Source organism: Aeribacillus sp. FSL W8-0870, from assembly GCF_037963755.1.
GTDB classification, from domain to species: Bacteria; Bacillota; Bacilli; order Bacillales; family Aeribacillaceae; genus Aeribacillus; species Aeribacillus composti.
Genome location: NZ_CP150165.1, coordinates 471,073 through 492,156, shown reverse-complemented (window position 1 = coordinate 492,156; position 21,084 = coordinate 471,073). Strand labels below are relative to the sequence as shown.

The following is a 21,084-nucleotide window of genomic DNA, read 5'->3' as shown; positions in this document are numbered from 1 at the left end:
CCAAGTACGATTAATTCGAAGTCATAAACACCTTGATATTGCCATTCTCAGCCAAAGAATCCCTAGTTTGGTAACAAACTAAACCGGACCAATTTTTATTTCTCGAAATATTTAAAAAAGATCAAAAAAAAAAAAAACATTTATTGATTTTTAATAAATATATTGGGTCTAATCTCTTCTGTCATTTCTTCTTAACCCTAACAGTCCTGCAAGACCAACTAAACCAATCCATCCCCAATCTGTATCTTCATTATCATCGCTATTATCAACATCTGTATTTTGAGCCATTTGAGTAATTTTGTTTGTGTTGTTATTGACGTCTATGCTGTCATTTTCAGCGTAGGCAACTATCCCAAAAAGCATCAACGCAACTGATAGAGCGCAAAATGAATGGAGAATTTTTTTTAACATGGTTTTCACCTCCTTTTAATAATTGTTAACATTTAATATGTCCATCAAAAGAACAATTATTCTTTAGATATAGAAGCCGTTTAGGGCGTCATTTTTAAACCTATTCAATTCAATAAACGAGTGCTTTAAAGAAAAAATAGATGGTAAAAAAAGAGAAATGAATGCAATTACAAGGTATATATCTTCTATAAAAGAAGGGAAGCTATTATCAAATGTTTTAAGGCAGGGATTGGGGATTTACTGTTATTCCACAAACGTGATGAATGGTTGGCATACAAAAGACGATTTTTAAAAAGTAAAAGCTTGCGGCATCGCAAGCTTTTCCATATTTAGCAATCCGAACTTTTCACGTTGAGCGGCGGTGGAACTAGCCAGCCTTTTTCTTTGTTTATTCTAAGCAATTTAGCACCATATTGCGCTTTTTTTACGTGAAATTGACCAAACATTAAAGCAATATCTTCCCTGATGCACTCTCCTATAATTGTACTGCATGCCACTAAACCAGCAGAAATATCTTTGCTAAGCATTGCAGCTATTTCCGGGTCGGCAAATCTCGCACCAGCTGGAATATCTTCCAAACATGCTTTTGGCCGTTCTGGGGGTGATGGCGGAAGTGCTATTCCATTTTCTTTTAACAAGTTTTCTATTTCTTGTATTTCCGGTTTTAAAACGTTTTCGATGCTATCCTCTATAAAACGTTTTAAATCCTTATCGCCTGTGTGGTTGAGCAATGTTTGATATCCGGCAACAAATCCTTTAGCCGTTTGTAAATACGACCATACGCCAAATATTTCTCCGTAGTGCATTGGCTCTTCTTTTGGATTACCGCTTAAAATTCCCATAATAAACCTCCTAACAAAATTCATATATCACCATTCTTTAGATAATATGGATTGATTGAAATACAATTATGCAAAGGAAAGTGAAGTTTTAAAAAACTTATTATGTTATTGGATTTTTGTACGAAGGAATGAACAAAAAAGTTTGTGTAATGCATGGATTAGCTCATCAAAATTTAGTTAAATTTTCAATCCTTCTAACAGTACTTCTCGATAGGAAATTTGACTACAAAAAAGGACTACCTCCCTTTCTTCTTAGTAAGGAAGTAGTCCTCACTTATTCTATAGACCAGTTCTCAAAAAAGTGGTCAATTTTATTACATGCACCCTACATATCCTTTTATTGTAATAATTTTACAGTTCCCTTTCACTTTCGTGCATTTTGATTTTAGAGGGCAATGACGACAGTCTTCACATTCATAGATTTTGAAGCTTTATTCATAACCAGACGGGTCCTTTTTGTTTTGGTATTTTTTTAACGCAACTTTCCTTCCATTTGGGCAGATAAAACAATTATCTTGCTCACAATACGTCCAGTTTTTCGCATTTTTGTGTCCTTTTTGTATTTGTGTGTTGTTCTTGTACGTAGGTGCCATAAGAAATCAGAAAATCAAATCGAGGCTCTTTCTCAACACCAACTGCATATAGTTTTCTTCACTGCCATATCCTGTGACTGTTTTCAGCATGGGTAAAGAAAAAGCCGCCAGTTTCTCAATATTTTCTTGGATGAGCTTTTCGATTCCCCGGCAGGAATAAATCTTTTGGGAATAAGCGTACAGAAAACTATATTTTTTGCATCAATTTTTCTATTCGATTGGAGCTTCCGAAAATCTCAATATGGTATTTGACATTTTCATATGCGGCACGGATAACATCTTGATGAAACACAAAATAATCTGTATAGCAAGAAGATTGGACATTTTTATTTATATGATTGATAACATTGTTGAAGGTTGAAGTAGCAACATTAATTTTTCTAATTCCTAACTTAATGCATTCTTTAAAATCATTCTCTTCGATTCCCGATCCACCGTGCAATACAAGCGGTATTTCAACTCGCTCATCAATTTCCTTCAAACGGTCAAACCGCAAATTTGGTTCACCTTTATATACGCCGTGGGCGTTCCCGATTGCAATTGCTAATGCATCTACTTTTGTTTCTTCCGCAAATTTCTCAGCTTCTTCAACCCCTGTAATAGTTATTTCGATATCTTCTGACCCATCTTCGCTTCCTCCGACTCTTCCAATCTCAGCTTCAACGGTTGCACCGTAGAAGTTCGCCAGTTTAACAATTTCTTTTGTCTTTTCTATATTTTCTTTTAAAGGTAAATGTGATCCATCATACATGACAGATGTAAAGCCGATATCAAGTGCCTGCTTAATTTTTTCATAAGTTAAACCGTGATCAAAATGAACCGCTACTGGGACAACAGATTGTTTCGCAGCTTCAACCATTAATGGGCCGATTAAATGAAGCGGAGAATGCTTCAAACGAACTTCAGCAATTTGCAATATAATGGGCGATCGTAATTCCTCTGCCGCTTGGATCGCCCCCATAACCATTTCCATATTTGCAACACTAAATGCGCCGATTCCAAAATTGTCCTCTTCCGCACTTGCGAATATCTCTCGCATTGTCACTAAAGGCATTTATTCATCATCCTTTTCCTATACCGACTATTTTCTAGGGAAAATCTGTACTTGCTATTACGTTTTCTATACAAGATCTTCAATGAAAAACAACGAATTTTTTTCTTAAATGGTTTGTTAAAACTCGACTTTCACCGGTACTCCTTTTTCAAATGACTCTTGCGCAGCTTTGGCAATTCTTTGTGCTTGCAAGCCATCAAATCCACTGCACAAAACAGATTCATTATCCATGCAAGCATGAACAAATTGCTTAACTTCTTCAATATAGGCTTCAGAATAACGTTCAAGAAAGAAATAGAGCGGTTTATCCTTCACAACATGGTCAGATGTTGATAATTCAACTGTTGTCGGCCGGCAATTATCAGCAGTTGCCGCCCCTTTATCTCCAAAAATTTCTACTCTCTGATCATATCCATAAACGGCCTGTCTGCTATTATCAATGACACCTAATGCACCATTTTCAAATTTTAGTGTTACAACTGCCGTGTCGATATCACCGGCTTTGCCAATTTCTGAATCTATTAAAACGGCTCCTTGAGCAAAAACTTCAACTACTTCACTGTTTACAATATAACGAGCCATATCGAAATCGTGGATCATCATATCCATAAATAAACCGCCTGAAGTCCGCACGTAATCAATGGTTGGCGGTTTTGGATCCCTTGAAGTAATTTTTAAAATATGAGGTGTTCCAATTTGTCCTTGTTGAACAAGATCGTGTAGCCTTTTAAAATTCGGATCAAAGCGTCTGTTAAATCCTACTTGAAATTTGACGCCAGCCTTTTCAACTTCATTAATTACCTCTACTGTTTCTTCAACTGAAAAACTAACCGGTTTTTCACAAAAGATATGCTTACCGGCCGCCGCAGCCTTTTTAATAATTTCGGCATGCGTAGTAGTTGGAGAGCAAACAAAAATGGCATGGATTTCCGGATCACGTAAAAGATCCTCATAATTATCCGTAACTATTGAAATGTTCTTTTCTTTTGCCCAATCTTCCATTTGAGCAATCATTACATCCGATATTCCTTTAATCTTTACATTTGGTATATGCTGCATGTTTTCTGCATGCAGCCGCCCGATTCTCCCTGCTCCAATAATTCCAATGTTTATCATGTTCCGATCTCCTCCATTTTCACCAAGAAAATGACCATCATTTGGCATGATGAAATCTGCTTGCTCATCATTAAAAGTTTTTTATTTAAGTAAATAAAGGATCATTATATTAATGAGCTCGAGCTAAAGAAGCTCGAGCTATTTAATGCTTTTACGTGTCCGACAGACTTGTTGTTGCGAACAACCATCTTTTCATCAGTTAACAAAAATTTATTCTTTCGTAATGCTTTTCAAGAATTCTAATTTTTCTTGCGCATTTTCTTTTGTGATGACATCAATGCCGCTGTCAATTCTTTTTTCAACTTTTTCACCTTTTATAGCTTTAATTGCATTTTCAACTCCTAAATATCCCATGTCATAAGGGCTTTGAGCAATTGTTCCGGCTAATTTTCCGGCTATAATCGATTCAACAGCTTCAACTGTACCGTCTGTGCCAATGACCGGGATTTTCATTCCTTTAGCTTCAACTGCCCGGAGCACTCCAAGTGCCATATCATCGTTTGCAGCAAATACACCTTTAATATTTTTATTGTTCTGTAATATATTCTCCATTACTGACATCGCTTTTGATTTATCACTATCTGCCGGTTGTTCAGCTACTACTTTCATCCCAGCATCTTCTAAAGCTTTTTTGGCTCCTTTTATACGCTCATCTGTTGCAGTGTTCCCAAGAGCACCGCTAATAAGAGCTACTTCATCCCCTTTATTCAACATTGATGCAAGCAATTTTCCAGCTTCCTGACCAGCTGTGAAGTTTTCTGTTCCAATAAATGTTGTTTTATCTTTCAGTTCTGCGTCTGTATCAATGAGCAATACAGGAATGCCCTGTTGTGTAGCCTGTTCTAGTGAAGGAACAACAGTTGAAGGCTGAGTTGGCGAAACAACTAATGCCCTCGGCGATTGATTGATTTGGTCCTCAATCATATTTACTTGTTCGATCACTTGAGACTCTGAAGCTGGTCCTACAACATTTACTTCAACACCCAATTCTTTTCCAGCTGCTTTCGCACCAGCCTCTACATATTTCCAATATGGGCTGCTTAACGTTTTTAAAACGACTGATATTGTTTTTCCTTCTAAATCGTTGCCTTCTTTCTCACTACTTCCCCCTGAAGATTTTTCACCCCCACATCCGGATGCAATAATCATGCTAGCAGCCATTGCTACAACACCTAAAGATTTCACCCATTTTTTCATAAAATCATCCCCCTTGAATTTATAAATAAATTTTTAAATATTAACACTATTTTTGAAAAAGTTAGTCTTTCTTGCTTTTTCTCTGTCTAATCACATCTACATAAACAGCCGCTATAATAACAAATCCTATGACTGCCATTTGAAAATCGGCTGAAACATTCAATAAGTTAAGGCCATTTCTCAACACAGCAATAATTAAAGCTCCTATCAGAGTTCCCCAAACTGTTCCAACTCCACCAAAAAAGCTTGCTCCGCCAATAATTACCGCTGCAATAGCATCCAATTCATATGATAAACCTGCTAGCGGGAAGGCAGAATTTACTCTTCCTACCATAACTAATCCTGCCAGCGATGCCATAAAACCACTGATCGTATAAACAATGACAAGAACACGATCAACATTGATTCCGGATAAATGAGCTGCTTCTTTATTTCCTCCAATTGCATAAATATATCTTCCGGTTTTTGTTCTAGTTAAAAATATATGGAAAATGATATACATCACGATAACTAGCAAAAAACTCACAGGAATTGGACCGACAAATTCTCTCCCCAAAAATTGAATTAAATATGGGAAGCCGGCAATAGGTGCAGCTGCTGTTACAATCAACGCTAAACCACGTGCTATGTTCATTGTTCCAAGAGTAGAAATAAACGGATGAGGCAATTTAAGCTTTGTCAGCAATATTCCGTTTAGCCACCCAAAAAAACATCCTACTAATAAGCAAACAAGAATTCCTAAAATGGGATGCATGCCCATATTAACGGAAACAATCCCCATTAACATGATTGAAATAGCTAAAATGGATCCGACCGATAAGTCGATACCTGCAGTCAAAATCGGCAAGAGCATCCCTAAAGCCAACAATGCATTAATGGATGACTGTCTGGCGATATTCATGATGTTGTTGATGGTTAAAAACTTATCCGATAGAATCGTGAGAACTGTACATAAAATGATAAGCCCGATCAGAGCGCCAAACTTACTAAGGTAATGCTTGACAGATTTCTTTTCAACATTCGTTTCCGAGCTGTTCACCGCTAACTCTCTCATCAATTACTCCCTCCTGTAGCCGCTTTCATAATCTTCTCTTGCGAAGCTTCATTTATAGGAAAGTCTGCTGTTATTTTTCCTTCAGACATCACCAGTACGCGATCGCACATTCCTAAAATTTCTGGCAAATCAGATGAAATCATTAAAACGATGGCTCCATTTTCAACTAATTGATTCATCAACCGATATACTTCCACTTTAGCGCCAACGTCGATACCACGTGTCGGTTCATCAAATATAAAGACTTTCGCTTTTGTACAAAGCCATTTGGCTATAACGACTTTTTGCTGGTTCCCTCCGCTCAGCTTTCTTGCATTCAGTTCAATATTTCCCGGGCGGATTTTCAATTCTTTTACATAGTCCATGGCTCCCTGCTTGATTTTTTTCAAATCTATTAATTTGCTCTTTTTTCTAAAGTTATCCATATTAGCAAGGACAATGTTCATGTATAACGGTTGATCCAGCAGCAAACCTTCACTTTTTCTATCCTCTGTAATAAAGGCTATTCCGGCAGAGATGGCGTCCCTAGGTGATTTAATGTCGACTAATTTTCCGTCAACATAGATCTTCCCTTTTTCCTTTTTATCTGCACCAAAAATGGCTCTTGCCAGCTCCGTTCTGCCGGCACCAACAAGCCCGGAAATACCGACAATTTCGCCGCGGCGAATACTAAAGCTGACAGGTTCTTTAAAGCCGCTAACTTTTAAATCTTCGACTCGAAAGCCTTCTTCCCCTAACGTAAAGGTTTGTTTTGGATATTTTTCTTCAAGAGTTCTACCTACCATCAATTCAATCCAATGATCCGTGCTCGTTGTCTTTACTGGAAGTGTATCGATTTTAAAGCCGTCTCTTAAAATAGTGATTCGATCGCCAATTCGTTTAATTTCTTCAAGTCTATGAGAAATAAATATGATAGCAATTCCTTTTTCTTTTAATTGTTCGACCGTTTTATATAACTGTTCTACCTCCGACTGGCTCAAACTCGCTGTTGGTTCGTCCATGATAATTAATTTCGCATCTAAAGTAAGAGCTTTCGCAATTTCAACTAGCTGCTGCTGACCTATTCCTAAGTAACCGAGCGGCTGCTCTGCAATAGCTGGATCTTGTCCAAGCATCTGCAAAAATTGCTTCGCGCTTTCTTTCATTTGTTTGTGGTTGATAAATGAAAATTTTCCATTCCCTTTAATTTCCCGGCCTAAAAATATATTTTCATAGACTTTCAGCTCTGGAATCACGTTTAGTTCTTGGTATATCGTTGCTATTCCAAGCTGCATGGCATCCAAAGGTGAGCTGATTTGAACCGGCTGGCCTTCCCAATAAATTTCTCCTTCATCTTTTTGATAAGCTCCCGTCAAAATTTTAATCAACGTTGATTTACCAGCCCCATTTTCGCCTAACAGCACATGAACTTCCCCAGGTTTCACTTCAAAATCAATGCCCTTCAAAACATGATTATTTGAAAAGCTTTTTTTAATGCCCTTCATCACCAGTAAGCTTCCTTCAGCACTAGCCAATGTTTTTTCCTCCTTTCTCTGCGTATAGGAACTAATCTATTAAGAGAATCAACAGCTATTCTGAAGACAAAATCATAATATTTTAGATGTTTTCAAGGAAACTTTTTCTTGCTTAAAAAACGATTCTTGTGCCGCAACAGCAATTTCTTGAGCTTTTACTCCATCTTCAACAGTTACTTTAGGTTGATACCCCTCTAGTAAAGCATTGAAAAAGTCTTCCAGCTCGAGATAATAGGCGTCTTTAAATCTAGTCGGAAAATCTTGAACAATATCATGAACTGCGCCAGAACTGGTCAAAACTTGAATGTTATGTTGACGCAAGCCGCCAATAAAAATCGTTCCTTCCGTACCTATTACTTCCGCACGTATATCATAGCCATAATGGGCATTTCTGCTGGATTCAACGTCACCAACGGCTCCCGATTCAAATTCTAAATAACAGAGAGATTGATCCACATCTTGATATTTGGACATAAACGGATATTTTAAAACTTTGCCGTGAGCTGATACTGCTTCAACGTCTGATTCCATTAAATACCTTGCAATGTCAAAATCATGAATGGCCATATCAATAAATATACCGCCGCTATTTTTTATAAATTCTTCAGGAGGCGATGCTGGATCGCGGGAAATTCCCCGAAAATAAATTGGTTTTCCGATATCTCCTCTTAAAATTCTTTTTTTGGCTTCAGCGTATGCTGGATCGAACCGTCTCATAAAGCCGACCTGACAAATTGTGTTATGCCGCTTCATTATTGCAAAAATTTCTTTCGCTTCGTCTAAATTGCTGACAAGCGGTTTTTCAACAAAAACTGCTTTATTGCTAAAAGCTGCTTCCTTCAACAGTTCAAAATGCGTACTCGTAGGAGAAGCAATGATAACAGCCTCAATCCGATCATTGGAAAAAATATCACTTGGATTTGTAGTGAAGTTAGGAACATCTAATTCTATGGAAACTTTTTTGGCAAGCTCTTCATTTCTATCACAAATGTATACTAGTTCGGCGGATTGGATTTTTGTCTTAACGTTTACGGCATGCCAATATCCAAGACGTCCTAGCCCGATCACTGCACAGCGAATTTTTCTGTTCATTTTCATTACCTTCCTAAAATTTATTTAGACTTGCTACTACGGATTGATTGCGCAAAGATTCATAACCTTTTTCTATATAATGAATAACTTGAATAGAATTTCGGATTCCATAAACTGGTTGTTTTCCGTTGATAATGCAATCATTTACATGCTCCACTTGATTGAAATACTGATTATCTTTATATGTTTCAAACAGTATTATTTCGTTATTGTCATCTTTTACAATTACTTTGCCCTTTTGATCTGATGACACATCAGGCCGAAAAGAGGAATCTACTAAAATGGTTCCGCGCTCTCCTATAATTTCATACCGATTAATAAATGGCAGCTTCATGCTGGCGGTAATTTCGGCTGTTCTTCCAAACTCATCTACAAAAATACAAGTTGATAACATATCCACTTTATGTTCAGGGTCAACTTCCCCCAACATAACAACTTTCTCTGGTTTTATTCCGATGATCTGGCTCATCGCATGAACTCCGTAACACCCGACATCCCACATAGCTCCTCCGCCTAATGCGGGGTTTAAACGAATATCATCCCGGTCTTGCAAACTCCAAGAAAAATGTGATTTTACATGCAATATGCTTCCGATCATCCCCGAAGCCAATAAATCCTTTACACGTGCATGTTGTTTATGGAATTGATACATAAAGGCTTCCATAAAAATTACGTTGTTTTGCTCTACAGCTTCCTGAACCTTCAATAATTCTTTCGTACTAACAGCTGCAGGCTTTTCTACTAAAATATGCTTTCCCTTCTGTGCAGCTTTTATTGCCCATTCGGCGTGCAGGGCATTTGGAAGAGGAATATAAACTACATCAATCGATTCATCTTCTAACAATTGATCGTAATCACTATAAACCTTTGGAATATTGAATCGGGCGACTTTTTCTTTGCTTCTGCTCGCAATCGCTACAACTTCGGAACGAGAGGATTGTCTCAGGGCAGGAAGAAGCTGCTCGTAAGCAATATTAGCTGCACTCATAATTCCCCACTTTACTTTTTCCATTTTGATCACCTTTCACAAAATTTTCTGAACGGCAAAGGTAAAATCATGACCGCCCAGCATCCCATTACAATCAAAGTTACGAATCGATTGTTTCGATTAACGGGTGACATTTTTTTAAAGAGCGAAACTGTTGTTTGTTTCATCCTCCATGCCCTGCTTAAGAGTTGTTTAATAATTTTTCATTTATATACTTACGAGCAATTAAAGCGTATTCCAATGGATGGGCTATTGACGGATCTTGTTCGGCTTCAACGATAATCCATCCTTTGTATTGATGGTCCAATAGTTTTTGATAAAGTACGGTAAAATCAATGCAGCCGTCCCCTGGTACCGTAAAGATTCCGCTTAAGAAGGACTTCATGAATGATTTTCCCTCTTTTTTGCACTCCTCCATTATCTTTTTTCTTACATCTTTAAAGTGCACATGTTTTATGCGGTCAATATGCTTGTTTAATAGCTGCTGGCAATCTTCATCGGAAACATAGATGTGGCCTGTGTCATAGAGCAGGTGCACGTAGTTTGCATCAGTGTTTTCCATTAACCGATCAATCTCCGGAAGGGTTTGAACCCCCGTTCCCATATGATGGTGATAAACTAATTTCAAACCGTACTGCACAGCGATTTTTCCCAGTTCGTTCAGGCCTTCGCACAATTGGGTCCACTCGGCATCTGTAAAGTGCGGCTTTTCGGAAAAAACATTTTTATCGGTACCTTGAATGCTGTAAGTCTGCTCAGAAACTACTGCCACATCTGCATGAACTTCATACAAGTATTGACAATGCTGATGGAAAGCCCGTTTAGCTTCTTCTATGCCGTCGCGGATAATAAAACTGCTAAACCACCGTCCTGCTATTTTTAAGTTTCGCAGCTTCAATTCCTTGTTTAACACTTTCGGCTCAGGGAAAAAGCCGCCAACTTCGGTGCCTTCAAAACCTGCGACAACAATGTCGCTTAAAAGGTGCTGCAACGTATTTTCAGCTCCGATTTCCGGTATATCATCATTTCTCCAGCCGATCGGCGAAATTCCCCATAAGATGTCTTGCTCTCCCATTGTTTGTCTCCTTCTTTAATATTGTTTGGCAGTTTTTAAATTTTCTTGTTTTTCTTTAAATGCTTTTTGCACACTTTCCTTTTCAGAGACTTCCGCAACCCCGACATGCCACCAGCTTTCATAGCCATTTGTCATGGTCTTTGGAAGCACTTTCATTTCTATTAAAGTAGATACATTTTGTTTCTTGGCATCTTCTAATGCTGCTTTCAATTCTTCGACTGTATTGGCACGGTAAGTTTTGGCTCCGTAGCCTTCAGCCACTTTTGCATAATCAATGTTCATGATTTGATTGTCATGTGTTCGGAATTCGCAATAATAGCTTCCCATTCCATTGCCCATTTGCAGGTTGCTAATACAGCCAAATCCTGAGTTGTCAAACAGCAAAATATTAATTTTATGATTATATTGAATGGCTGTAACCAATTCAGAATGCAGCATGAGGAAGCTGCCGTCGCCGACCATGGCATAAACTTCTTTGTTAGGCTGCGCAAGCTTGATTCCTAAAGCACCCGACACTTCATATCCCATACACGAATACCCGTATTCCATATGGTATGTGTTAGGTTCTGTTGAATGCCATAAGCGTTGAAGATCTCCAGGCAATGAACCAGCTGAACCGATGATGATACTGTCAGGCGAAACCGCTTCATTAATCGCCAATAATGCAGTGGTCTGCGCCAATTCTGTATTTAACGCATCTGCATATTCATTCAGCACTTCTTGGGAAAACTGATCTTTTATTTCCGGTGTAAAGTTTTCCCTGTCAAACACTATCTTGCTTAAACGGTCGCGCTCTCTCAGCCACTCCTCTTTTAATTCGACAATTTGATCTCCGAATTCGCTTTTATACCCGTCCAACAGCGGGAATAACAGCTCCAAAGTTGTTTTGGCATCTGCGACTACTTGAAAACCATCCATTTTATAAGCCTGCAAACGGCTGACATTAATGTTCAAAAACTTTGCCTGTTCAAAATTGAACGCTGTTTTCGACGAAGTCGTAAAATCTGTATATCTTGTTCCCACTCCAATAATCAAATCCGCTTCTTTAGCCGCTTTATTGGCAGCTAATGTTCCGGTTACTCCGATTCCGCCCAAATTATTTTTAAATGTTGATTCGACTGTCGATTTTCCGGCTTGCGTTTCGACAAGCGGAATATCGTGCTTCTCGGAAAGCTTGATTAAAATATCCCTCGCTTGGGAATATTTTGCACCGCCGCCCACAATGATAAGTGGTTTTTTGCTTGATTTTATTAATTCTGCAGCTCCCTTTAGCTCTCGATCGGTCGGCAATTTGCGGTCAAGATAGTGCACCCGTTTTTCAAAAAATTTCTCATCAAAATCAAACGCTTCCCCTTCGGCATCTTGCGAAATGCAGATGGTCGCAGGACCCGCTTTGGCCGGATCTGTCATCACTTCAAAAGCTCTGATTAAACTTGACATCAACTGTTCAGGGCGTGTGATCCGATCCCAATATCTTGATACGGGCTTGAGCGCATCATTGGTTGTCACCGCCGTACTATATTCATGTTCCACTTGCTGCAAAACAGGATCAGGCTGGCGGGTTGCAAAGGTATCTGCAGGGAGCAGAAGGACGGGAATATTATTGGAAAGAGCTGTACCCGCTGCCGCGACCAAGTTGGCCGACCCCGGTCCAACCGACGTGGTGACGGCAAATATTTTTTGCCGAAGCATTTGTTTGCTGTAAGCAATGGCTGCATGCGCCATTCCTTGTTCATTTTTCCCTTGAATCACTTTTAAATGGCCGGGATCTTGCTCAAGCGCCTGACCAATTCCTAAAACATTGCCATGTCCGAACACATTGAAGATTCCTTCCACAAAAGGAAATTCTTTACCGTCAACGTGAATGTATTGTTGGTTCAAAAATTTGATTAAAGCTTGAGCTGTTGTCAACCGGATAGTTCCCATCTTTTTCACCCCTGATCGTATTCAATTATGATCTTTCGGCAATGAGTTGTTCGATTTCTTCTGCTTTCGGCATTGCATCAGAAGAGCTGTGTCTGCTGACGACAATAGCTGCTGAGGCGCTCCCGTATTTTAAAGCCGTCTCAATGTCCTTGCCTGTAATTAGCGCATACAAGAAGGCTGAAGCGTATGCATCCCCTGCACCGAACGTTTTTAATACTTTTGTCCGATAAGCATTCGCTTGAAATGTTTCACCTGATTTCGCATACGCATAAGAGCCTTCAACGCCATGCTTAATGATAATCAGGTCGGGCGAATGCTGAAACAAATAGCGAACGGTCTCCTCGTTTTTCCCGTCTTTTGTTCCTTCCATGATATCGTATTCGTCGCGGGTGCCGATCACAACGTCTGCCTTTTCCGCCACCAATGAATAATAAACAGAAGTTTCATCAGTAGATATCCAAGTGTACGGGCGATAATCCAATTCAAATATGACTTTCACATCATGTTTTTTCGCCAGAGAGATCGCTTTCAAAACAGCTTCTCTCGAAGGGCTTTTAGATAGCGCCGTACCGGAAACAAGCAAAATTTTGGATCTTTTGATATATTCCTCATCTACCTCGGACGGTTTCAAATAGAGGTCTGCTACATTTTCACGATACATTAAGATGCTGCAGTCTTCCGGACTTTTAATTTCTGTAAAAGCCAATCCGGTTTTATGCCCCTCCTGATCAACGACCATATGGGATGTGTCAACCCCAACATTGCGCATATACTGCTCAATAAAACGGCCATGCTGATCGTCTGAAATTTTTCCGATGAATCCAGCCTTCAGCCCTAATTTTGAACAGCCAATGGCAATATTAGCCGGAGAGCCTCCAACATATTTTGTAAAAGTCATCGTTTCTTCCATCGGACGGTTGTATTCCACAGCGTTTAAATCAATGCATGCACGGCCAATTGCAATGATGTCAAATTCTCTGTCGGTATTGAAATCATATCTCATCTTTGATAAACAGCTCCTTGTATTTTTTAACGTTTCAATATCCATTCATGATCAGGGTCATTGTAAAATTTCCAAATCCGTTTCGGGCCTGCCATAACATTTAAATAATAAGAGGTATAACCGTCTGGTACGCCGACCGGATGATATCCTTTCGGCACGATGACAACATCACCGTTTTCAACTGTCATCGTTTCATCTAGTGAACGATCGTCCGTATAAACTCGCTGAAAAACGAATCCTTGAGGCGGATCCATTTCATGATAATAGGTCTCTTCCAATAGCGACTCATTTGGTAAGTTATCACGGTCATGCTTATGCGGAGGATAGCTTGACCAATTGCCGCTTTCCGTAAACACTTCCACCACTAAAAGACTATTCGCACTTGGATCTGAATCAGGCAAAATATTGTGGACAAAACGTTTATTGTTAAGTATCCCCCTATGCTCGATTCCTACATTTTCTGCTTTAATCCATTTCGTAGGCAGCTGACGTTCAGACGGGGAATAGCATAAGGCAACGCGCGCTTTTGTTACTCCTTCAACCTCAAAATGGCGCTGATTGGAAACATATACGCTGTCCGTCGGGATCTTTTCAAAAACACTTTCCCGCGTGCCTAAATTTTTGAAATTTTCATCACCGACTGAAACATTAATTTTTCCCGTTAAGGCGACGATGCAGCATTCTTGGTTTCCTAATAATTCCGAATATTTTGCGTTCGGATCTAAATCAATGACTTTAAATCCCACATATTCCAAAGGAGAGTTTTCTGATGTTACTTCATGAACAACTATTACTCCCTTTTCGATTTCTTTATTGTTCGGTTTTCGCAGCAAATGACTCATATATACCTCCCTCACATGGCGGCGGTTTTCTTTTTCTTAAAGGAAAGAAAACCGAAAAAACAATTGTTTTCTTAAAGCTTTTGACAAAGCCGTCGCGCTCTCTTTTCCGATTCATTTTCAGGCTCATGAAGCTGAATAATGAGCCTGAAGGATGAATCTTCTATCACATTACCAATCTATTATTCAAAACTTGGCGTTTTATAGCGAGCTGTGACAACCTTTTTGCGCGTATAAAAATCAACGCTGTCTTTTCCGTTGGCGTGCAATGTTCCAAAGAACGAAGACTTCCATCCGGAGAACGGGAAGAACGCCATTGGAGCCGGCACTCCTAAGTTAACGCCTAGCATACCTGCATCAATATTTTCGCGGAAATAGCGAATGGCTTGAGCGTTCGTTGTAAAAATACATGCGCCGTTGGCAAACTCAGATCTATTTGCAATTTCGATCGCTTCTTTTAAATGTTTCACCCGAATGATCGATAAGACAGGTGCAAAAATTTCGTCCTTCCAAATGGTCATATCGGTTGTAACATTGTCAAAAATCGTAGGTCCGATAAAAAACCCGTCGTCAGTTGCGCGATTGCGTCCGTCACATACCAAGGTTGCGCCTTCTTCAACACCCTTTTCAATATAACGGATCGTGCGTTTTTTATTTTCTTCTCGGATGACCGGTCCTAGCAAGACACCGTCATCAAGGCCGTTGCCCATTTTAATATTTTCTGTTTCTTCTTTTAACTTGGCGATAAATTGATCAGCAATTTCTTCCTCCACCGTCACAACTGAACATGCCATGCATCGTTCTCCTGCTGATCCGAATGCTGAAGAAATAATGTTGGTAACAGCATCATCCAAGTTGGCATCCTTTAACACAATCGTATGGTTTTTCGCTCCAGTCAACGCCTGAACACGTTTTAAATTTTCACTAGCCCGTTTATAAACGTATTCGCCAACCGGCTTGGAGCCAACGAACGAAATCGCTTTGATATCCGGATGATCCAAAATTCCATTGACAACATCATGCGCTCCATTTACCACATTTAATACACCTTTTGGAAGACCCGCTTCTGTAAACAAGTTGACTAATTTTTCGATTAAGAGCGGTGTTCTTTCAGATGGTTTTAATATAAAAGTATTGCCAAGCGCTATTGCCATTGGGAACATCCAGCAAGGCACCATCATCGGGAAGTTAAACGGAGTAATCCCGCCGACCACGCCGATCGGATAGCGGTAATTGGTCGCCTCAATATCAGTCGCAATCGTTGATAAGGAATCCCCCATCATTAAAGTAGGCGCTCCTGCCGCAAACTCTACATTTTCTATTCCGCGCTGAACTTCTCCTAATGCTTCAGAATAACTTTTTCCATTTTCAATCGTAATGATCCGCGCTAATTCTTCCCTATGCTTTATTAACAGCTGCTGAAAATTAAATAGAATTCTTGCACGGCGAGGAACAGGGACGTTTTTCCATTCCTCAAAAGCTTTTTTGGCAACTTCTACAGCTTCATCCACTTCCTCTTTTGTAGAAAGCGGAACTTGGCCAATTACTTCTTTTGTAGCAGGATTGTAAACATCTTCATATTTTGTTGCTTTACTTTCAACCCATTCGCCATTAATGTAATTTTTTAATTTTAATGCGTTAGACATTTTCTGTCCCCCTTAATTCATCAACACTAGTTGATCATAAATAGTTGGTATGTTTTTTAAAAAATTGATGATATTATTGTTATATATTAGTTATATTTTGGTTATATCTCGATTTTTATGATAATATTAAAAGCGTTTTCAGTCAACAAAAATTTAAAAATATTTCTGCGACTAATCGGCTAAATCTTCATTATTATTGAACTTATAGGGTAATATAGATATAATTAACGTTGATGGTTAAGTTTTGGTTAACTTTATAATTTGTTTCAAATATTAGCCAGTGAAAACTAAAGAAAGCAAGAGGGATCCACATGTTAAAATCTAAACGAATAGAACAAATAGAAAAATATGTTTTTGAACATCAAACCGTTTCGTTGGACGAACTTGTTAAGGAATTCAATGTGTCAAAAAACACCATCCGGCGCGATGTTCAACAATTAGTTGAACGGGGAACGATCAAAAAGGTGTACGGAGGAGTTGCTGTTAATCATACAACATTAGAATCATTTACGGTCAGACAAACCCGCAATCAAAAGCAGAAAAAAGCCGTTGCCAAAGCAGCCGCAAAATATGTTGAGGACGGCGATATTATTTATATTGATTCGGGAACAACAACATTGGAAATGGTGGAATATTTGCAAACAAAACAGGTTACGATCATCACAAACAACTTGGACTTTATTATAAATTCGTACCCTTATCCAAACTTAAACGTTCTGACAACAGGTGGAGTATTTGAACGTAAAACGAAATCGTTCGTCAGTCTCAAAAATATGGATATATTACAAAGCTACAATATTAATAAAGCTTTCATGGCATCAACCGGCATCTCCATTTCAAATGGCGTAACGAACTCTTCCCCGCTTGAAAGCGAAATAAAACAAACAATTGTAAAAAGAAGTGAACAAGTTTATTTATTGGTAGATCATGATAAATTTGATAAATACGCTTTAATGACTTATTGCCGTCTTGATGAGGTTGATTATATTATTACGGACACTGCTCCGAGCGAGCAATACCAGGAATTTGCCAAAAAACACAATATCCAGCTTGTCATTGCTGATAATGAAAATTAAACATAAAACATCGTTGACAAGCGGCTAGCAGCTTTTTCTTTTGTCAAATTGTTTTTGAGGTGACTGAATCCTTGTTCTCATCATGACTTCCTCAAGCTTGTTCACCTTTTAACGATGGAGACATATTTTAATAGATTTTCGAAATCGTTCCTGCTGTTCTATGGAACAGGAAGTAATTGATTCATTCAGTAGATAAGTGTAAATGTTTTTATTTTAACGGACACAACAGAGTGAAAGCCATTCGATTATTCTATTTTCAAGCTGCTGGTCGAACCAATTGGCAAAAAGGATTTAAACCTGCGGTTACAATTGGACAATTTGCAAACAGAGAAGCCCTCCCTTCAACACCGCTTAATCAAAAATCAACTTAGTTATGCAAAAACCCCCGCCTTTTTTTCGTTTTGGGAACTGTTGCAAAGTATGTATAAAGATTTTTAAGGCAAATCATGAAAACCTCCTTCGGCAAACATAAAACCCTTGGACAAATCCTTTTACTGGATTGCCCAAGGGTTTAAGAATATTTGCGAAACGAATTCATGAGTTGAGGAGCTACACCACATGTCGCTCACCGCCGCATATTGGCTCTTCCTGAAATATTCTTCCGGTGATTATACCCCAACAGCTTACAAAGCAATGTTTCCAACCACCTTTTCCTCATCTAAAAGATGGTTTCAACAAAAAAAGAGAATTGCCATAAGATTTCTATAATCAGGAACTGTATCATACGACTGGAATTTTTAAATCCCTAAACAAAACCTGCCAAAGGAAAAATACCTCCTTTAAAGGCTCTGTCTTAGAAAAGACTGGGACTATAAGATGCGAATGGGTAATTATAAGGGTAATGATGGATATAATTTGGATTTTGGCGAGTCGATCTAGTTTGATCATTTTCATATTTCTTACGTTTACAGTTTTTATGTGGGCCGATAAATGTGTTCGGTTGAATAGGAGCTATAGTTTTCTTCCATTCCTGTTCATTCAGGCAATAAGTATGCGCCATGATATTTGACGGAGTAAGCTTTAAGATATCTGAACCTAAAATCACCTCAGGAGTCGGGGCATCAAATATTGCCAGAAGGTGTGTATTATCCTTGGTTGCTACTTCGTAATGCCACCATGCTTGCGGGATATTTACCACCTGCCCCGGCTTAATTGGATAGTTATGAATTTGTTTTGTAAATGGGTTCAACATCGAGACAGTGGCAGCACCGGAAATACAATAGACCAGCTCAGCTGCATTTTGATGATAGTGAGGTTCTATAACATTATTTTTGCTTAAAAAAATATCCAATAAAGATATGTTTTCTAATGTGTTTAACTGTTTAATTCCCAAGATATTTATAAAGTTGTGTTTATCCTTTGTGAACGATCTACTCTTGTTGACATCGAAGGTGAATTGCGTTTTAGGTGATGTGTAATCCAAATATGCAACCATGTGCACTCATCCTTTGTGTTTAAATATTTCACCATAATCTATGCAGACACGTATTAGTAGTGCAAGTACCTAAATAAAAAAGCCAAAGATCTCCCCGTACCTAAAATATAATTAGGGATAATCTTTTCCAGAAAGGGTAATATGCCGAAACTTCCTTGAGCTTTCTCGCAGCCAAAGGCAATTTTCCCCTTGACCGATTCGCTATATATGCAGGATGGAATTTTGTCATGAAGACGTACACATTAATCGGAGCGAAATAGTTGAACTTTTATCGTTGCAAAAACATCAAGCAGCTCAATATCAACGTCATCTCTATTTTGTGATTTGGCCAGTTATTTTTCAGTGAAAATCATTTTTGAAAACAATAATGACTTTGTTTTAATTCGAAAATAGTTGCACAACTGACCAATGTAAGACTATACTTTTTGGGATAAGCAAATCACATACTGCCTAAGCCTTCCTTGGTCAATGGTTATAAATTCAGCATTCTGTTTGAAAGAAGAGTACTTCCTAATTGTAAAAAATAAAATGTTAAACAATAACTAATAATAATTTTTTTGGCTCTTCACCACAAAATGTACTTGACAATCAGGTTGTTTTCTGATCAAGGGTACAAAAAATGCGAAATTTCCTGTATGGTAAAGGTGACCAAACCATCAACCATGGAGGAAATTTCGCATGCAATCTCAGTTTATCAAAGATTTGATCACTTTACCAGGCTTTCTTATTCATGGAGAACGAAAAGAGGGAGAACGATGGATTTTTGAACTTTCCCTCCCTCCTCATTGTCCGATCTGCCCGACTTGCTTCGGACGGACAACCAAAATATCATCGAAACGAAAACAATGGATTCATGGCTATACAAATACGGTCGGTTTATTTTGGATTGAACTTCCCATAGAAAGACGGCGTTGCCAAGCCTGTTTTCTGACGTTCACCGTTTCTTATCCGGGACTTCCGTCTCACAGTATCGCGACGGAATCGTTTCAACATTGGGTCGCCCAGTTATGCATCGGAAAAACGATTCAAGAAGTCGCTCGCTTGTTACAACTCGCCTATACGACAGTAGAACGCTGGTTTTATCAATATGCCCCGGCTCTTTTACCAACATCGAATCCTACAGTAGTATGTGTGGATGAATTCGCTTTCCGAAAGGGACATGATTACGGAGTAGCGGTGATGGACACACAGACTCGGAATGTCCTTTCCATTGCTTCTGGAAAAAATGAAGAAGCCATTGTGGAGGCGCTTCAACCCGTCGCCTCCAAAGTGAAGTATGTTGTCAGCGACTTGGCTCCTGCCATGAGAAAAGCCATTGAAAAGGTATGTCCAAAAGCCATCCATGTTCTTGACCACTTCCATGTGATTCAGTTATTCACCGATGCACTGGAACGTTGTCGCAAATACCTTGCCAAAGGCGGAACCAAACATGGAAGCGTTCGCCGCGTGTGCCGATTGTTAAGCCAACGTCCAGAAAAATTAACAGAAGAAGAGAGACAGGAAGTTCGACAATGGTGCCAAGAAAGTGCTTATTTACGTGATGTCTATCAAGCACTTCAACATTTCCGTTACGTATCCAAAAGCCAAACAAGAAAGCAAGCCGAAACTCGTTTGACCCAATGGTTTGACCGGTACCTTTTTAGCGACTGTGCCGCCGTACGCAGTATTGCCAAGGCACTCATCACCCGAAGAGACGCAGTGCTTTCTTGCATCGTTTTTTCTTACTCAAATGGTCCAATGGAAGGAATCAACAACAAAATAAAATTGATCAAAAGGCGAGGATATGGGTATCGAAATATCCAGCGTTTTACTTTGCGTGTCCGTCTAGAGACCTCTATCACATTTTAACGTAAAAATCAAGTACATCTTTTGGTGATGAACCATTTTTTTGGGTACATCGTATTTAAGTAATAGTTTGTAGAAAACAAAAATAGATAACAATAAGAAAGGGTTAAATAAAGTAAATAAAAGATTATTGCTAACCAAAACAATATTATTTGAGTCATTTATAAAGTTTGCCAAAGCTATGGGAATCTGAATGGAAGTGTTCACCAACATAACTATACTACAAATAAATAAAAATTCTCGCTTAGTTATCCCAATACGAAATATTCGACCAAATATATACGCTATAATGCTTAATATCAGAACCCCTATGAAAATAGAAGCTAAATTAAGAATACCAATTATAGAAACCAATATGACCGAGACCATACTGTCTAA

The 21,084-nt window shown here is 38.8% G+C and carries 17 protein-coding genes; 2 read left to right on the top strand and 15 right to left on the bottom strand.

Annotation, left to right across the window (positions count from 1 at the left end):
• Positions 1-168 precede the first annotated feature (168 nt).
• The 14 genes from NSU02_RS02555 to iolA all read right to left on the bottom strand — a co-directional run bounded on the left by NSU02_RS02555 (position 169) and on the right by iolA (position 16,350).
• A complete protein-coding gene (locus NSU02_RS02555; RefSeq protein WP_130158037.1) occupies positions 169-411 on the bottom strand; it encodes a WGxxGxxG family protein in 243 nt (80 codons plus the stop codon).
• Between the two features lie 329 nt (positions 412-740).
• Positions 741-1,253, bottom strand: coding sequence for a DUF3231 family protein (locus NSU02_RS02550; RefSeq protein WP_066248132.1), 513 nt, complete (start codon positions 1,251-1,253; stop codon positions 741-743).
• Between the two features lie 780 nt (positions 1,254-2,033).
• The gene (locus NSU02_RS02545; RefSeq protein ID WP_063387626.1) at positions 2,034-2,900 is read right to left on the bottom strand and encodes a class II fructose-bisphosphate aldolase; all 867 of its coding nucleotides are present in this window, start codon (positions 2,898-2,900) and stop codon (positions 2,034-2,036) included.
• Positions 2,901-3,017: 117 nt separating this feature from the next.
• Positions 3,018-4,016, bottom strand: coding sequence for an inositol 2-dehydrogenase (iolG, locus tag NSU02_RS02540; RefSeq protein WP_063387650.1), 999 nt, complete (start codon positions 4,014-4,016; stop codon positions 3,018-3,020).
• 210 nt (positions 4,017-4,226) lie between these two features.
• Positions 4,227-5,213: a sugar ABC transporter substrate-binding protein gene (locus NSU02_RS02535; protein WP_339194107.1), complete on the bottom strand. Its 987-nt coding sequence runs from the start codon at positions 5,211-5,213 to the stop codon at positions 4,227-4,229.
• 61 nt (positions 5,214-5,274) lie between these two features.
• On the bottom strand, positions 5,275-6,267 hold the full coding sequence (locus NSU02_RS02530) for an ABC transporter permease (RefSeq protein ID WP_063387628.1): 993 nt from the start codon (positions 6,265-6,267) through the stop codon (positions 5,275-5,277).
• Complete coding sequence (locus NSU02_RS02525; protein WP_063387651.1) at positions 6,267-7,751, bottom strand: sugar ABC transporter ATP-binding protein; 1,485 nt, start codon at positions 7,749-7,751, stop codon at positions 6,267-6,269. Before NSU02_RS02525 ends, NSU02_RS02530 begins: the two co-directional genes overlap by 1 nt.
• 102 nt (positions 7,752-7,853) lie before the next feature.
• The gene (iolG, locus tag NSU02_RS02520; RefSeq protein WP_094245025.1) at positions 7,854-8,873 is read right to left on the bottom strand and encodes an inositol 2-dehydrogenase; all 1,020 of its coding nucleotides are present in this window, start codon (positions 8,871-8,873) and stop codon (positions 7,854-7,856) included.
• A gap of 13 nt (positions 8,874-8,886) precedes the next feature.
• Positions 8,887-9,885 carry a Gfo/Idh/MocA family oxidoreductase gene (locus NSU02_RS02515; RefSeq protein ID WP_066248129.1) on the bottom strand — a complete coding sequence of 333 codons (999 nt, stop codon included), beginning with the start codon at positions 9,883-9,885 and terminating at the stop codon, positions 8,887-8,889.
• A gap of 157 nt (positions 9,886-10,042) precedes the next feature.
• Positions 10,043-10,936 carry a myo-inosose-2 dehydratase gene (gene iolE, locus NSU02_RS02510; protein WP_339194106.1) on the bottom strand — a complete coding sequence of 298 codons (894 nt, stop codon included), beginning with the start codon at positions 10,934-10,936 and terminating at the stop codon, positions 10,043-10,045.
• A gap of 15 nt (positions 10,937-10,951) precedes the next feature.
• Positions 10,952-12,862 (bottom strand): 3D-(3,5/4)-trihydroxycyclohexane-1,2-dione acylhydrolase (decyclizing), encoded by a 1,911-nt coding sequence (gene iolD, locus NSU02_RS02505; RefSeq protein WP_144598228.1) that lies wholly within the window; start codon positions 12,860-12,862, stop codon positions 10,952-10,954.
• A 25-nt stretch (positions 12,863-12,887) separates the two neighbouring features.
• Positions 12,888-13,865, bottom strand: coding sequence for a 5-dehydro-2-deoxygluconokinase (iolC, locus tag NSU02_RS02500; protein WP_063387633.1), 978 nt, complete (start codon positions 13,863-13,865; stop codon positions 12,888-12,890).
• 26 nt (positions 13,866-13,891) lie between these two features.
• Entirely contained in the window at positions 13,892-14,707 is an 816-nt protein-coding gene (gene iolB / locus NSU02_RS02495; protein ID WP_144598227.1) for a 5-deoxy-glucuronate isomerase, read from the bottom strand.
• 179 nt (positions 14,708-14,886) lie between these two features.
• A complete protein-coding gene (iolA, locus tag NSU02_RS02490; RefSeq protein WP_063387635.1) occupies positions 14,887-16,350 on the bottom strand; it encodes a methylmalonate-semialdehyde dehydrogenase in 1,464 nt (487 codons plus the stop codon).
• Between the two features lie 311 nt (positions 16,351-16,661).
• Here iolA and NSU02_RS02485 point away from each other — a divergent pair, with 311 nt between their 5' ends.
• On the top strand, positions 16,662-17,426 hold the full coding sequence (locus NSU02_RS02485; RefSeq protein WP_063387636.1) for a DeoR/GlpR family DNA-binding transcription regulator: 765 nt from the start codon (positions 16,662-16,664) through the stop codon (positions 17,424-17,426).
• Positions 17,427-18,219: 793 nt separating this feature from the next.
• Here NSU02_RS02485 and NSU02_RS02480 read toward each other — a convergent pair.
• Positions 18,220-18,861 (bottom strand): cupin domain-containing protein, encoded by a 642-nt coding sequence (locus NSU02_RS02480; RefSeq protein WP_339194102.1) that lies wholly within the window; start codon positions 18,859-18,861, stop codon positions 18,220-18,222.
• Between the two features lie 678 nt (positions 18,862-19,539).
• Here NSU02_RS02480 and NSU02_RS02475 point away from each other — a divergent pair.
• The gene (locus NSU02_RS02475; RefSeq protein ID WP_021292746.1) at positions 19,540-20,709 is read left to right on the top strand and encodes an ISL3 family transposase; all 1,170 of its coding nucleotides are present in this window, start codon (positions 19,540-19,542) and stop codon (positions 20,707-20,709) included.
• The last annotated feature ends 375 nt before the right edge of the window (positions 20,710-21,084 follow it).